The organism is Janthinobacterium saanense (assembly GCF_014200675.1).
Taxonomy (GTDB): domain Bacteria; phylum Pseudomonadota; class Gammaproteobacteria; order Burkholderiales; family Burkholderiaceae_D; genus Janthinobacterium.
On the sequence record NZ_JACHCI010000018.1, the window covers coordinates 81,939 to 97,082 of the forward strand.

General features: G+C 59.5%; 13 protein-coding genes. 6 read left to right on the forward strand and 7 right to left on the reverse strand.

Features of this window, described 5'->3' with window-relative positions; translation table 11 throughout:
* Positions 1–483 (forward strand): FxDxF family PEP-CTERM protein, encoded by a 483-nt coding sequence (locus HDE72_RS21310; RefSeq protein WP_183745247.1) that lies wholly within the window; start codon positions 1–3, stop codon positions 481–483.
* A gap of 63 nt (positions 484–546) precedes the next feature.
* Here the strand turns inward: HDE72_RS21310 and murJ are convergent, their stop codons facing one another.
* Positions 547–2,094, reverse strand: coding sequence for a murein biosynthesis integral membrane protein MurJ (murJ, locus tag HDE72_RS21315; protein ID WP_183745250.1), 1,548 nt, complete (start codon positions 2,092–2,094; stop codon positions 547–549).
* 297 nt (positions 2,095–2,391) lie between these two features.
* Here murJ and rpsT point away from each other — a divergent pair, with 297 nt between their 5' ends.
* Complete coding sequence (rpsT, locus tag HDE72_RS21320; protein ID WP_010395935.1) at positions 2,392–2,658, forward strand: 30S ribosomal protein S20; 267 nt, start codon at positions 2,392–2,394, stop codon at positions 2,656–2,658.
* A gap of 133 nt (positions 2,659–2,791) precedes the next feature.
* Here the strand turns inward: rpsT and HDE72_RS21325 are convergent, their stop codons facing one another.
* The 3 genes from HDE72_RS21325 to HDE72_RS21335 form a co-directional block, all read right to left on the reverse strand.
* Positions 2,792–3,238, reverse strand: a complete 447-nt coding sequence (locus HDE72_RS21325; RefSeq protein WP_183745253.1) for a DUF192 domain-containing protein — start codon at positions 3,236–3,238, stop codon at positions 2,792–2,794.
* A 215-nt stretch (positions 3,239–3,453) separates the two neighbouring features.
* Entirely contained in the window at positions 3,454–4,164 is a 711-nt protein-coding gene (locus tag HDE72_RS21330) for a hypothetical protein (protein WP_183745257.1), read from the reverse strand.
* A 158-nt stretch (positions 4,165–4,322) separates the two neighbouring features.
* On the reverse strand, positions 4,323–4,883 hold the full coding sequence (locus tag HDE72_RS21335) for a pseudouridine synthase (protein ID WP_183745260.1): 561 nt from the start codon (positions 4,881–4,883) through the stop codon (positions 4,323–4,325).
* A 169-nt stretch (positions 4,884–5,052) separates the two neighbouring features.
* On the opposite strand from HDE72_RS21335, the gene icd reads away from it, so the two are divergent.
* Positions 5,053–6,306: an NADP-dependent isocitrate dehydrogenase gene (gene icd / locus HDE72_RS21340; protein WP_183745263.1), complete on the forward strand. Its 1,254-nt coding sequence runs from the start codon at positions 5,053–5,055 to the stop codon at positions 6,304–6,306.
* Positions 6,307–6,395: 89 nt separating this feature from the next.
* Here icd and cspE read toward each other — a convergent pair whose 3' ends face one another.
* Positions 6,396–6,599 (reverse strand): transcription antiterminator/RNA stability regulator CspE, encoded by a 204-nt coding sequence (gene cspE / locus HDE72_RS21345; RefSeq protein ID WP_038495037.1) that lies wholly within the window; start codon positions 6,597–6,599, stop codon positions 6,396–6,398.
* 321 nt (positions 6,600–6,920) lie between these two features.
* Here cspE and clpS point away from each other — a divergent pair, with 321 nt between their 5' ends.
* From clpS to HDE72_RS21360, 3 genes are all read left to right on the forward strand, one after another.
* Entirely contained in the window at positions 6,921–7,223 is a 303-nt protein-coding gene (gene clpS, locus HDE72_RS21350) for an ATP-dependent Clp protease adapter ClpS (protein ID WP_034751577.1), read from the forward strand.
* Positions 7,220–9,520 carry an ATP-dependent Clp protease ATP-binding subunit ClpA gene (clpA, locus tag HDE72_RS21355; RefSeq protein WP_183745265.1) on the forward strand — a complete coding sequence of 767 codons (2,301 nt, stop codon included), beginning with the start codon at positions 7,220–7,222 and terminating at the stop codon, positions 9,518–9,520. Before clpS ends, clpA begins: the two co-directional genes overlap by 4 nt.
* A 223-nt stretch (positions 9,521–9,743) precedes the next feature.
* Entirely contained in the window at positions 9,744–13,145 is a 3,402-nt protein-coding gene (locus HDE72_RS21360) for a S41 family peptidase (protein WP_183745268.1), read from the forward strand.
* 57 nt (positions 13,146–13,202) lie between these two features.
* On the opposite strand, the gene HDE72_RS21365 is transcribed toward HDE72_RS21360, so the two are convergent.
* Both HDE72_RS21365 and HDE72_RS21370 read right to left on the reverse strand, forming a co-directional pair.
* Positions 13,203–14,255: a LytR/AlgR family response regulator transcription factor gene (locus tag HDE72_RS21365; protein WP_260176847.1), complete on the reverse strand. Its 1,053-nt coding sequence runs from the start codon at positions 14,253–14,255 to the stop codon at positions 13,203–13,205.
* 3 nt (positions 14,256–14,258) lie between these two features.
* A complete protein-coding gene (locus HDE72_RS21370; RefSeq protein ID WP_183745271.1) occupies positions 14,259–15,131 on the reverse strand; it encodes an alpha/beta fold hydrolase in 873 nt (290 codons plus the stop codon).
* Positions 15,132–15,144 lie beyond the last annotated feature (13 nt).

Here is a 15,144-nt window from a genome sequence, read left to right on the forward strand (position 1 = left end):
ATGCAATTGAAATTTATCGCTGCAGGCGTGCTGGCTGTGGCTTCGTTCAGTGCTTATGCGGGCGATCAGACGATCAATGTGATCGCTGATGGCGATACCCATAGTTTCAACGCGGTAGTGGGTGATGGCATCTTGTCTGGTGGCCATGACTTGATCACCCTGGGTAATCTGGGCGCTGGCAGATATGACATCGGCCTGACCGTCAGCGGTCAAAACCTGAGCTTTGACAAGCTGCTGTCGAACTTGAATGGCGTGCAAGGGGAATCCTTTGCCTTCGGCAAACTGCAATTTTTCGGCGTCGAGTTTTCCGGCACGGGTCCATTCGTGCTGGACCTGGCCGGCACCGCATTCTCCGGTGCCGGTTATTCCGGCACTTATACAGTCAGCGCTGTACCGGAGCCTGCTACCTATGGCATGTTGCTCGGTGGCTTGGGCCTGCTGGGTTTCGTGGCGCGCCGCCGGAAAGCTGCAAAGGCAACCTGAAAAACTGCTGCCCAGAAGTTGAAAAACCCGCCTGGTGCGGGTTTTTCTGTTTTGGGGAAGGGCTTAAGCGTTGCGCTTGAAATCGTTAAAGCGGAAGCCTGCCAATAATAAAGTGCCAAAATAAGCCGCGCCGCAGAGAACGACCAGCAGCGCCAGGGCGCCTATGCGCAGCAGCGGGTGGTGCTGCATGGCAATCCAGTCGATGCGCGATGCGCCGTAGCTTGCCACGCCGCCCATGATGCACAAGGCTGGCAGCAAGCGCAGGAAGAAGATGCCCCAGCCCGCTTCAGGCTGGTAGATGCCGCGCCTGCGCAAGCCCCAGTACAGGAAGCCGGCATTCAGGCAAGCGCCCAGGCCGATCGACAGCGCCAGGCCGGCGACGGCCAGGTGGGGCACGAACAGCATGTTCATCAGCTGCGTGGCGATCAGCACGCCGATGGCGATTTTTACCGGTGTGCGGATATCCTGGCGCGCATAAAAAGCGGGCGCCAGGGTTTTCACCAGAATGATGCCGATCAGGCCCAGGCTGTAGGCGATCAGCGGTTCGGTCGACATGGTGACCGATTCAGCCGTGAATTTGCCGTAATGAAAGAGGGTGGCGATCAGGGGCGTGGCCAGGGTGGCCATGCCGACGGCCGCCGGCAAGGCCAGCAGGAAGGTCAGGCGCAAGCCCCAGTCCAGCAGGGCCGAGTATTCAGTCTTGTTGCCGTCGGCATTCGCCTTCGACAAGCTGGGCAGCAAGATGGTGCCCAGGGCCACGCCCAGCATGGCGCTAGGAAACTCCATCAAACGGTCGGCATACGATAACCAGGAAATACTGCCTTCGGCCAGGCGCGAGGCGATGCTGGTATTGATCATCAGGCTGATCTGTGCGGCCGAGACGGCAAATACGGCCGGTCCCATTTTTTTCAGCACGCGGCGCACGCCGCCGTCGGACAGGCCGATGGCAGGGTTGAGCGACAAACGCGGCAGCATGCCGATGCGCACCAGCGCGGGAATCTGCACGGCCACTTGCAGCAGGCCGCCGACAAACACGGCAATCGCCATGGCGTAGACCGGCTGTTTCAAAAAGGGCGCCAGGAATAGCGAGGCGGCAATAAAAGCCACATTCAGCAGCACCGGGGTGAACGCGGGAATCTTGAATTCGCGCCAGGTATTGAGGATGCCGCCGGCCAGCGCCACGAAGGACATGCAGGCGATATACGGGAACATCAGCCGCGTCATCCAGACGGCGGCGTCGAAGGCGCCGGGGTCTTTATTGAGGCCGGTGGCAATCGCATACACAAACCAGGGCGCGGCCAGGATGCCAATCAGCGAGACGATCATGGTGGCCCAGACCAGCGTGGTGGCCACGTGGTCGGCCAGTTGTTTGCTGGCGTCCTGGCCATATTGGCTCTTGTATTCAGACAGGATGGGCACGAAGGCTTGCGAAAATGCCCCCTCGGCAAACAAGCGCCGCAGCAGATTGGGAATCCGGAAGGCAACAATGAAGGCGTCCGTGTAGGCGCCGGCGCCGAAAGCGCGCGCGAACAGGCTTTCGCGCAATAAACCGGTTACACGGGACAGCATGGTCATGCTGGAGATGGCGGCTAGGGTTTTAAGCAAGTTCATGGGGGCAGATTATAGCTGGGCGCAGCCTGTGCCTACGGTTAAAATACTGTAACAATCGCTGATGATTTGCCCTTGCCAGCCCCGTTTTTGGCTGTTTTGGCGACGATAGTCGGTTTTTTGAATTGCCTCTGCTGCAAATTATCGCTATAATCGAAGGCTGTACAGAATTCTGTTACGCAGACACTAATGTTTGACAGGCACTGGTTTGGCACACATGGTTCGGCAGACGCACAGAACGCACCGGTTGGCAAACACTAATGTTTGCAAACGCACTTTGACCCTGTTTTAGGAAATTCCATGGCAAATACCGCACAAGCGCGCAAACGCGCTCGTCAAGCAGTTAAGCAAAACGCACACAATTCGTCCCAACGTTCGACCTTGCGCACGGCTATCAAAGCTGCTCGCAAAGCGATCCAGGGCGGTGACAAGGCAGCTGCTGCTGCAATCTTCCAAGCATCCGTGTCGACCATCGACCGTATCGCTGACAAGAAGATCATCCACAAAAACAAGGCAGCTCGCCATAAGAGCCGTCTGGCAGCTGCTTTGAAAGCACTGTCCGCTTAATATTAGCCGGCAGGCAAGCCGCCAAGGCGGCCTTGCCTGTGTCAGTACGCTGGCACTGGTAAAAAAGCAAAAACCCGCAGATTCATTCTGGCGGGTTTTTTCGCGTTGCTGTGCTGCTTTTTGATGGGACGGTTTAGTGCGGTGCGGGCAGATTGCCTATGGTTATGCCTGGCTTGATATTCTTTTGCTTGAACCAGCCCAGGTTCATTTCCAGCGCGTAGCGCACCGGCACGCCCTTGGTCGAGCAATGGCTGTCGAGCGTGTGTGGCTGCATGTCTTCGATATTGACGATCTTGCCGGCTGCGTCGATGAAGGCGACCGACAGCGGCAGCGGCGTATTTTTCATCCACATGCACTGCGTGGCTGGCGCACCGAAGACAAACAGCATGCCGGCATTGGCCGGCATTTTTTCGCGGTACATCAGCCCCAGTTCGCGCTGATCGTCGGTGGCAGCCACTTCTGCCTGGAGCAGGTGCATGCCGGCCGTCAACTGCGTGGTTTTCAATTGCTGCGCCATGGCGCCGCTGGCGCAGGCGGCCAGTGCTATCGCCAGACTGAAACGAAGGTAGGGATTTTTCATGGGGAAGGGATGCGCTGATGCGTTGTGGCAAGAGAAGCGGCGATTAAGCCATGCTGGCGCGCCGTACGTCAAGCGCATGCTGTTGCGGGTGTTGCCAGGCAAGCCGTGAAGTTTGAACTTGTTGCACTATTGCTGCAACGCGCAGGCGCGCATAGAGCGGGCTTCGGCGCTGGCGTAGTGGGGCGGCAGCTGTGCCGCCCCTGTGCTAGCCAGCCTTAATTTGCCGGATTGGCGGCGTCAGTCTGCTGCTTGCTTTTGCGCGCCTGCGGAATCAGGCGTTTTGGTGCATCCGTACCGGCCGAAGCATCAACGGAGGCGGCGGCTGGACGCTTGGCATCGGTGCCGGCCGAGGCATCAAACGAAGCTGCGGCAGGGCGTTTTGGACGTGCAGCGTCGGTACCGGCTGAAGCGTCAACGGTTGCGGCGGCTGGACGTTTCGAGCGTGCGGCATCGGTGCCGGCTGAAGCGTCGACGGTTGCAGCGGCAGCGCGCTTGGCGCGCGGTGCATCCGTGCCAGCCGAAGCATCAACGGAGGCGGCGGCTGGACGCTTGGCATCGGTGCCGGCCGAGGCATCAAACGAAGCTGCGGCAGGGCGTTTTGGACGTGCAGCGTCGGTACCGGCTGAAGCGTCGACGGTTGCGGCGGCTGGACGTTTCGAGCGTGCGGCATCGGTGCCGGCCGAAGCGTCGACGGTTGCAGCGGCAGGGCGCTTGGCGCGCGGTGCATCCGTGCCAGCCGAAGCATCGACGGAGGCGGCAGCTGGACGTGCAGCATCCGTGCCAGCCGAAGCAGCAACAGTGGCGGAGGCGGCTGGTTGAGGGCGTACCGCATCGGTGCCTGCGGAGGCTGCTACGCGTGCGCCCGATTGCGCGAAGGCAGTACTGGCAAGCAGGGAAAATACCAGGCTGAGTGTAACTTTCGACATCGTCATTCCTTTGTGGTCATGGGGGTGACGATGATTTTAACGTATTATCTAGAAATAAATAGTGCTTGTTGGTAAATAATTTTTTACTAATTTATCGCTAACCATGCTGCCTGCCATCTTGACCGCCATGCGCCGCTTTTCCCTTGCGGTGATGGCGTTTATTTTCCGATGGCCTGGGCCGGTACTTCGCACCATTCGCCCGGCATCAGCGGGTGGCTGGCCAGGGAAAACGGGCCGATGGCGCTGCGCACCAGGCGCAGGGTGGGCAGGCCGACGGCGGCCGTCATGCGCCGCACCTGGCGGTTCTTGCCTTCCTTGAGGGTGATCGCCAGCCAGGAGGTAGGGTGGTCGGCGCGCGTGCGGATGGGAGGATTGCGCGGCCACAGCCATTCCGGTTCGGCGATGCGTACCGCGTGGCAAGGCTTGGTGATGAAGTCGCCCAGGTCCAGCGGCGCTTGCAGGCGCGCCAGGCTGGCCGCATCGGGTACGCCATCGACTTGCACCAGATAGGTTTTTGCTTCCTTGCGGTCGGGGTGGCTGATGTCGTGCTGCAGCCGGCCGTCGTCGGTCAGCAGCAGCAAGCCTTCGCTGTCGGCATCGAGGCGACCGGCTGGATAAATGCCGGGTATGGCCAGGTGGTCGGCCAGGGTGGCGCGGCCTTCTTGTGGGGAAAACTGGCACAGGACCTGGAACGGTTTGTTAAATAAGATGAGTGGCATGGTGAGGTAGGTGGTTCGGTGCTGATGAAATTCTGTGCTGAGTTGAACTGGAATTGCGCTGTACATGACCTCGGTGAGCTATCCCTGCTAAAGTGCGTTATTGCTGTCATGTACGCTAATGGTTTTACAACTCTGCCATTGCAGAGTGCGTCCCACTCCGGAGATTACGATGTATCAACATATCACTGTACCTGTTGACGGACAAAAAATCACCGTCAACGCCGATTTTTCGCTCAATGTACCCGACAATCCCATTATTCCTTATATTCAGGGCGATGGTACGGGCATCGATGTCACCCCCGTCATGATCAAGGTGATCGACGCGGCTGTCGCCAAGGCCTATGACGGCCAGCGCAGGATCCACTGGATGGAAATTTTCGCCGGTGAAAAATCGACCCAGGTGTATGGTCCCGATGTGTGGCTGCCGGAAGAAACCCTGGCCGCGCTGAAAGAATATGTCGTGTCCATCAAGGGGCCTTTGACGACGCCGGTCGGCGGCGGCATCCGTTCGCTCAACGTGTCGCTGCGCCAGAAACTGGATCTGTATGTCTGCCTGCGCCCCGTGCGTTATTTCAAGGGCGTGCCATCGCCTTTGAAAGAGCCGGAAAAAACGGACATGGTCATCTTCCGTGAAAACTCGGAAGACATCTATGCCGGCATCGAATACCAGCAAGGCTCCGCCGGCGCCAAAAAACTGATCGACTTCCTGATCAGGGAAATGGGCGTGACGAGTATCCGTTTCCCGGAAACCTCGGGCATCGGCATCAAGCCTGTGTCGATCGAGGGCACCGAGCGCCTGGTGCGCAAGGCGATCCAGTACGCGATCGACAATGACAAGCCTTCGGTGACGATCGTTCACAAGGGTAACATCATGAAGTACACGGAAGGCGGCTTCCGCGATTGGGCCTATGCGCTGGCGCAAAAGGAATTTGGCGCGCAATTGATCGACGGCGGTCCATGGTGCAAGTTCAAGAATCCGAAAACGGGCCGCGATATCCTGATCAAGGATTCGATTGCCGACGCCTTTTTGCAGCAGATCCTGCTGCGCCCGGCCGAATACAGCGTGATCGCCACCCTGAACCTGAATGGCGACTACATGTCGGACGCGCTGGCCGCGCAAGTGGGCGGCATCGGCATCGCGCCTGGCGCCAATATGTCCGATTCGGTGGCCATGTTCGAAGCTACCCACGGCACTTCGCCCAAGTATGCAGGCAAGGATTATGTGAATCCCGGTTCGTTGATCTTGTCGGCGGAAATGATGTTGCGCCACCTGGGCTGGGTGGAAGCGGCCGGCCTGGTGATTTCGGCGATGCAAAAATCGATCGCCATCAAGCGCGTCACCTATGACTTTGCCCGTCAGATGGAAGGCGCGACGCAAGTGTCATGCTCGGGCTTTGGCGAGACGATGATTTCCCAGATGTGAGGATGAGGGCAGGGCGTATGCCCTGCAGGCGAAAAAAAACCCCGATTCACTGAAACGGGGTTTTTTACACATCTGAGGGCTGGAATTGCTTAACCTGCCTGGATGTTGGAAGCTTGCTTGCCTTTAGGGCCTTGCGTGACTTCGAATTGAACTTTTTGACCTTCTTTGAGGGTCTTGAAACCGTTCATGTTGATTGCGGAGAAGTGGGCAAACAAATCTTCGCCGCCGTCATCTGGAGTGATGAAGCCAAAACCTTTGGAATCATTGAACCACTTAACTGTACCTGTTGCCATAAAAAGAACTTTCAAAATTAAAACAAATCACACGAGCCATAAAAGCAAGAAGCTTCCTGCCCCCTCCTCGACGTCTCACTTCTTATCAAGCTGTACATTACTGCAACAGTCGATACAGCATTGTTGGCGGAATAAATAATGAAGTCAAGCGCTTTTCCATTGATATTGCCAAAATTTCCACATGCGGTAAAAAAGCAACTCTTGATTTTGACGGCAAGATCGCCATCTGCGCAGTATTGAGAAAACGCGTAAGATTGAAAACAATTGGAAACGCGCAGATATTGCGCATGACAACCACTGTGAAAGCATTAGAATAAGCGTATGGCAACCAAGCACGACACAGAAACCCTGCTGGAGCGGCAAGTCCTCAAGCCGCCGCCGCTCTACCAGGTGGCCTTGCTCAATGACGATTACACCCCGATGGAATTCGTGGTGGCCATCATTCAGGAGTATTTCAACAAGGACCGTGAAACGGCGACGCAAATCATGCTCAGTGTTCATCGCTACGGCAAAGGAGTGTGCGGCGTGTTCTCTAAAGATATAGCGTGTACCAAAGTGGAGTTCGTTTTAACGCATGCGCGCAAGGCGGGGCATCCCCTGCAGTGCGTGATGGAGGAAGTATGATTGCGCAGGAATTAGAAGTAAGTTTGCACATGGCGTTTGTCGAAGCTCGGCAGGCACGGCACGAATTCATTACGGTTGAGCATTTACTGCTGGCACTGCTGGATAATCCCTCCGCTGCTGAGGTATTGCGTGCCTGCGCGGTCAATATTGATGACCTGCGCAAGACCCTCACCAATTTCATCGGCGATAACACGCCGACCGTGCCTGGCACGGGCGAAGTCGACACCCAGCCGACGCTTGGTTTCCAGCGCGTGATTCAGCGCGCCATCATGCATGTCCAGTCCGCTTCTAATGGCAAGAAGGAAGTCACTGGCGCCAATGTGCTGGTGGCCATCTTCGGCGAAAAAGATTCGCACGCTGTCTACTACCTGCACCAGCAGGGCGTGACGCGCCTGGACGTGGTCAATTTCATCTCGCACGGCGTGCGCAAGGACCAGTCGACCGAAAGCGCGAAAGCGTCGGACGGCGTGGAAGAAGCGCCTGTCGATGGCCAGCCGAAAGAAAGCCCGCTCGACCAGTTCACGCAAAACCTGAACAAGGCCGCTGCCGAAGGCAAGATCGATCCGCTGATCGGCCGTGAAGACGAAGTCGACCGCGTGATCCAGATCCTGTGCCGTCGCCGCAAGAACAATCCGCTGCTGGTGGGCGAGGCGGGCGTGGGCAAGACGGCGATTGCTGAAGGCCTGGCCTACCGCATCACGCAAAGCGATGTGCCGGAAATCCTGCAGAATGCCGTCGTGTATTCGCTGGACATGGGCGCCTTGCTGGCCGGTACCAAATACCGCGGTGATTTCGAGCAGCGCCTGAAGGCCGTGCTGAAACAGCTGAAAGACAATCCGAATGGCATCCTGTTCATCGACGAAATCCACACCATCATCGGTGCGGGTTCGGCTTCGGGCGGCACGCTGGACGCGTCTAACCTGCTGAAACCGGCACTGGCCAATGGCCAGCTGAAATGCATCGGTGCGACCACCTACACGGAATTCCGTGGCGTGTTCGAAAAAGACCATGCACTGTCGCGCCGCTTCCAGAAAGTCGACGTCAACGAGCCGACCGTCGAGCAGACTGTGCAAATCCTGCGCGGCCTGAAATCGCGCTTCGAAGAGCACCATGGCGTGAAGTACACGGCCTCGGCCCTGTCGACGGCGGCGGAACTGGCAGCGCGCTTCATCAATGACCGTCACTTGCCCGACAAGGCGATCGATGTGATCGATGAAGCGGGCGCGGCACAGCGCATTTTGCCGAAATCGAAGCAAAAGAAAACCATCGGCAAGACGGAGATCGAGGACATCATCGCCAAGATCGCCCGTATTCCGCCGCAAACGGTCAACCAGGACGACCGCAGCAAGCTGCAAACCATCGACCGCGATTTGCGCAACGTGGTGTTCGGGCAAGACCCGGCCATTGAAGCGCTGGCCTCGGCCATCAAGATGGCGCGTGCCGGCCTGGGCAAGACGGACAAGCCGATCGGCTCTTTCCTGTTCTCCGGTCCTACCGGCGTCGGCAAGACCGAGGTGGCGAAACAGCTGGCTTTCATCCTCGGTATCGAGCTGATCCGTTTCGACATGTCGGAATACATGGAACGCCATGCCGTCAGCCGGCTGATCGGCGCGCCACCGGGCTATGTCGGTTTCGACCAGGGCGGCCTGCTGACCGAAGCGATCACCAAGAAACCGCATGCGGTACTGCTGCTCGATGAAATTGAAAAAGCCCATCCGGACATTTTCAATATCCTGCTGCAAGTGATGGACCACGGTACCTTGACGGACAACAACGGCCGCAAAGCCGATTTCCGCAACGTCATCATCATCATGACCACCAATGCGGGCGCGGAAAGCTTGCAGAAGACGTCGATCGGTTTCACCAATTCGAAGCAGGCTGGCGACGAGATGGCCGATATCAAGCGCATGTTCACGCCGGAGTTCCGCAACCGTATCGATGCGACCATCAGCTTCCGCGCGCTGGACCAGGAAATCATCCTGCGCGTGGTCGACAAGTTCCTGATGCAGCTGGAAGAACAGTTGCACGAGAAAAAGGTCGAAGCCATCTTCACGGAAAAGCTGCGCGCCTTCCTCGGCAAGAAAGGTTTCGACCCGCTCATGGGCGCGCGTCCGATGGCACGCTTGATCCAGGACATGATACGCAAGGCGCTGGCCGACGAACTGTTGTTCGGCCGTCTGGTGTCTGGCGGCAAGGTCACGGTCGACCTGAACGACAAGGATCAAGTCATGCTGGAATTCCCGGAACCGCCTGACGCGGCGCCGACCGCTGCACCGGAAACGGTGGAAGTAGAATAAGCGCAAGATAGAAATCGTTGCCATAAAAACCCGCCCACGCAAGTGGCGCGGGTTTTTTTTCGTGCATCGCCAATTTCGCAACTGTGTTGCATTTATGCACCTCGCCGAAAATTAGTATTGCAATTGCGCAAGCTATGCAAGAATCATGCTCCGATGTCGGCCCTGTCCCACGTCGTTTTGTTTCCATGACCGCTACTTCATAAAAAGATTGACGATCGCTCCCATGAAAATTTCCCGTACGCTTGCCTTACTGTTATTGTCTGCCGGATTGCTGGGCACTGCCGCCACGCAAGCGCTGGCGGCCGCTGTTTCCGCGCCTGCCGCCAGCACCGCTGCTGCGGCAGCTACCTCCAACGCCTATTTCCGTTTTCCCGCCATCCGTGGCGACACCGTGGTGTTCACGGCTGAAGGCGACCTGTGGAAAACCAGCGTGCGCGGCGGCCAGGCCGAGCGCCTGACTACGCATCCCGGCTATGAAACCAACGCGGCCATTTCGCGCGACGGCTTGTGGGTAGCGTTTTCCGCTTCCTATGAAGGCGCGCAGGAAGCGTATGTGATGCCGGTCGCCGGCGGTTTGCCGCGCCGTATTTCTTTTGATAATGGCGGCGTGGTGGTGCTGGGCTGGACGGCGCAGGGCGAAGTACTGGTCAGTACGCAAAACACGGACGGCCCCGCCTCGCGGCGCGTGGTGGCCGCCATCGATCCCGTGAAACAGACGCGGCGCGTATTTCCCGTGGCCGACGCGAATGACGCCGTGCTCGACGACGCCGGCAAGACCTTGTACTTCACGCGTTTCGGCCTAGCGGCAACCAATGACAATGTACGCAACTATCGTGGCGGCGCGCATGCGCAGCTGTGGCGCTATGAGCTCGACGGCAAGGCCGAGGCCGTGCCGCTGATCGCCGATGCGGCCGTGCGCGCAGGCAATAACAAGCGCCCCATGTGGTGGCAGGGCCGCGTGTACTACATCAGCGATGCGGGCGGCAGCGACAATCTGTGGAGCATGCTGCCCGATGGCTCCGACCGCCGCGTGCTGACCAGCTACAAGGAGTGGGATGTGCGCAACGCCTCCCTGGGCGACGGCAAGATCGTCTACCAGCTGGGCGCCGACCTGCATGTGCTCGATCTGGCCGCGCCTGCCGCCGGTCCATCGCAGCCGCTGCCGATCAGCCTGGTGTCGGACTTCGACCAGCAGCGCGCGCGCCAGATCCGCTCGCCGCTCGATACCCTCTCCAGCGTGCAAATCTCTGGCAAGGATGAGCGCATCATCGTCACGGCACGCGGCCGCGTCAGCATCGCCGGCACGGGCAGCTTGCGCCGGGTCGATATCGCCATTCCGGAAGGTGCGCGGGCGCGCGACGCGGTGTTTTCCAGCGATGAAAAATCCGTGTTTGCGATTGTCGACACGACCGGTGAAAACGAAATCTGGAAATATGCCGCCGATGGTTCGGGGCCGGGTGAGCGCCTGACCACGCAGGGCGACAACCACCGCTGGAAGCTGTACCCATCGCCGGACGGCCGCTGGCTGGCGCACACCGACAAGAAAGGCCGCTTCTGGCTGCTGGACTTGGCTACCAAGGCCAATCTGCTGATCGATGACGCGGGCAAGGCGGGCGTGGACAAGCACGATGAAGTGTTATGGTCGCCCGACAGCCGCAACCTGGCCCTGGTACGTCCGGCCAGCGACCAGCAGCGCGAGCAGATCGGCCTGTACAACCTGGCTTCCAAACAATTGCACTTCGTCACCAGCGACCGTTATATGTCTGGTTCGCCCGTGTTTTCGACGGACGGCCGCTGGCTGTATTTCCTGTCTGACCGCAATTTTAAATTGTCCAATGGTTCGCCATGGGGTGACCGCAATATGGGCCCGGTATTTGACAAGCGTACGGGTGTGTATGCGCTGGCGTTGCAGCCGGGCAACCGTTTCCCCTTCCAGCCCGACGATGAGCTGAGCCGCCCTGGCGTCAAGCCGGCCGAAACGGACGATGAAAAGGCCGCTGAGCAGGCTGCCGAAAAGGCGCTGGAAAAAGCCGGCGGCAAGACGGCGGCGAAGAAAGATCCCAAGGCCTTGCCTGACATCGTGTATGCGGGCCTGGCCGAGCGCTTGTACGAAGTGCCGCTGGCAGCGGGGAACTACAGCGGCCTGGACGTCGATGACAAGCGGCTGTATTTCCTCGACCGCGACATGGGCGAGAACAAGGCCAGCCTGAAGACCCTGGCGATTGGTAACGCCGGTTCCAAGCCGGAACTGCTGGTGGCCGGCGTGCGCGATTTTGATCTGGCGCGCGACAAGAAGCATCTGTACTACCGCACGGCGGCGCCGAATGGTCCCGGCGACATGCTGGTGATCGAAGCGGGCGCCAAGCTGCCGTCCGACCTGTCGAAAGCCAAGGTCAAGATCGATGACTGGACCTTTATTTCCAATCCGCGCCTGGAATGGAAACAGATGTTCAACGACGCCTGGCGCTTGCACCGCGACTTCCTGTTCGACGCCAAGATGCGCGGCGTGGACTGGAACGCTGCGCGCGCCCGGTATGCGCCGCTGGTGGACCGCGTGACGGACCGCGCCGAACTCAATGACGTGCTGGGCATGATGGTGGCCGAAGTGGGCGCCCTGCATTCGCAGATCCGTCCCGGCGAATTGCGCCGCACGGAACAGGAAGGCACGCCGGCCGGCCTGGGCGCGGTATTGGTGAAAACGGCTGCCGGCTACAAGGTCGAGCATATCTATCGCAGCGAGCCGGAACTGCCCTCCGGGCGCGCACCGCTGGCGCGTCCCGAAGTGGATGTCAAGGAAGGCGACGTGATCACGGCCGTCAATGGCAAGGATGTATTGGCTGCGCGCGATATCAGCGATTTGCTGCTGAATCAGGCCGACAAGCAGGTACTGCTGCAGGTAAAACGGGGCAATGCCGCGCCGCGCGCCCTGATCGTCACACCGGTGAACATGGCCAAACAGACGGCGCTGCGTTATGGCGACTGGGAACTGAGCCGCGCCGAACAGGTGGCCAAAGCCTCGCAAGGGCGTATCGGTTATCTGCACCTGCGGGCTATGGTCGATAGCGACATCGCTTCGTTTGCGCGCGATTTTTACGCCAATATCAACCGCGATGGCCTGATCATCGATGTGCGCCGCAATAACGGCGGCAATATCGATAGCTGGGTGATAGAAAAACTGCTGCGCAAGGCCTGGGCTTACTGGGCGCCGCCCGGCGTGCAGCCATCGCCGAACATGCAGAACAGCTTCCGCGGCCATCTGGTGGTGCTGGTCGATGAGCTGACCTATTCCGATGGCGAGACGTTCGCCGCCGGCATCAAGGCCCTGGGCCTGGCGCCGCTGGTCGGCCAGCGCACTGCGGGCGCTGGCGTGTGGCTCAGCGATAATACGCGTTTGAGCGACAACGGCATGGCGCGCGTGGCTGAAAATGGCCAGTTCGGCATCGATGGCCAATGGCTGATCGAAGGCGTGGGCGTGGTGCCTGACGTGGTGGTGGAAAATCCGCCGCACGACACCTTCAATGGCGGCGACCGCCAGCTGGACGTGGCGCTGGACCTGCTGGCGAAAAAGCTCAAGGACCAGCCGCTGCCGCGCTTCCAGCCGCAAGTGATCCCGGCCTTGAACTAAAGCCGGTGCATGCTTGATCCAGACGCCCGGAATATTTTCCGGGCGTTTTTTTTGTACCTACAGGCTGGCGATGCCCTTGAATTGCTGGACGCGCCGGCGCGATACTTCGACCAGAGCGCCATCTGCCAGATGCAGGTCCAGGCCTTCCGATGCGTTTGCTGCCACCCTGGCGATATGGGCCAGGTTGACGATCTGGCGGCGGTTGGCGCGGAAGAAGTGTTGAGGATCCAGGCGCTCTTCCAGCTGGCTCAGGGAGCGCAGCATCAAGGGCCGCTGCGCGTCGAAAAACACGCGCGTGTAATTGCCTTCCGATTCCAGCAAGCGGATGGCATCGAGCGGAACAAACCAGCAGCGCTCGCCATCCTTGATGAAGACCTTGCGCGGCGCGGGCGCGGCCATCGCTTGTACGCGTGTCCCGGCCCGTGCCAGCGCCGCCGCCAGGCGTGTCGCTTGTACGGGTTTTTGCAAATAATCGAGGGCGCTCACTTCAAACGCCTGCAGCGCATACTGGTCGAAAGCCGTGCAAAAGATGACGTCCGGCACATCGTCGAGTGCGGCCAGCAAGTCGAAGCCGGAAGCGCCTGGCATCTGCACGTCAAGCAGCAGCAAATCTGGCTGCAGCGCGCGCAGTTCTGCCTCCCGCGCCTGCAACTGCAGTTGCAGCGTTTCCGCTTCGAGCCTGCCGGCGCGGCGCAGCGATAGTACGGTGAAATAAAAAACGGTCCAGACAAAGAACACGGCGAACCAGAACAGCAGTGCGCCGGGTAGCCAGGCGACGCCATGCAGGACATCGGCCGGGTACATGGTGTAAAAGGCCGCCGTGACGTTCATGGTCTGTATGGCTGCCAGCAGCGCCAGCGAGGGCAGGATGCGTTTCCAGCGCAGGCCATGCTTCGCCCACCCGCGCCGGCGCAAAATACCGTGCCACAGGTGCGACAGCAGCAATCCGCCCAGCGAGGCCCAGCAGGCGATGGAAACGACGATGCGTAGCTGAGAAGCGCCGCCGTACACGCTGTTAAACAGCGTTAGCGCACCCCAGCCGGCCAGCTGGAACGTCCAGTACCAGTTGATGCGTGCCAGCAGGGGCGGGCGGTCGGCGGCAGCTGTCATGGTCTAGTTCAGGAACTGTTCGATGCGCCCGAACATCCAGTCAGGCTGGTCGTACATGATGAAGTGGCGCGCCGTGTCCGCCATCTCTATTTTTACGCCTGGCATTTGTGCATACTGGCTGCGGAAGGTTTGTTCGATGGCAGCGCGCGGTGCGTAATCCTTGTAGGCGATCCAGGTACCCAGCACCAGGGTGGGCGAGGAAATGCGCGCCACATCCTGGCGCAGGTCGCTGGCGATCAGGGTGCCCATGGCGTTGATCACGGTGTCCTTATCGGAGCGCTGGCCCCAGGCGATGATGCGTTCCACGTCGGCTGGGGCAGTGACCATGGTGCTGACGGTATGGCGCTGGCCGGTGGCAAAGCTGGCGCCATCCTGATTGCGCATGAAGTCCTGCATCTGTTTTGCCGATTGCTGCAGCTGCTCCTTGCTGATGTTGCTCGATTGAGTAGCGCCTAGCGCCGGCAGCGAGTCGACAATCACCAGTTTGCCGGTTTGCTGCGGATGGTCGATCGCCAGTTTCAAGGCCAGGAAACCGCCCAGGCTATGGCCGATGATGGTCGGCTGGCCCAGCTTTTGCGCCACGATGTAGTCGCTCAGTTGCTGCTCGGTTTGCGCCAGTAAATCACCGGCGATGGGCGCTGCGCCGGCAAACCCAGCCAGTGTCAGCACATGGCATTGGCGCCGGGTTTGCGGGCCGCACAGACGGGCCACCGTGGATTGCCATACTTCGCCAGACGAGGCCAGGCCGGGAATCAGGATGATGGGCTGGCCCTGGCCGGTGACGTCCACCGTGAAGGCTGCTGGCGTTGCAGCCTGGGTAGAGACGGACAGCAATACGCCAGCGAGCAAGGTCAATGTTGGTATTGTTCGTTTCATGTTGTGTTACCTC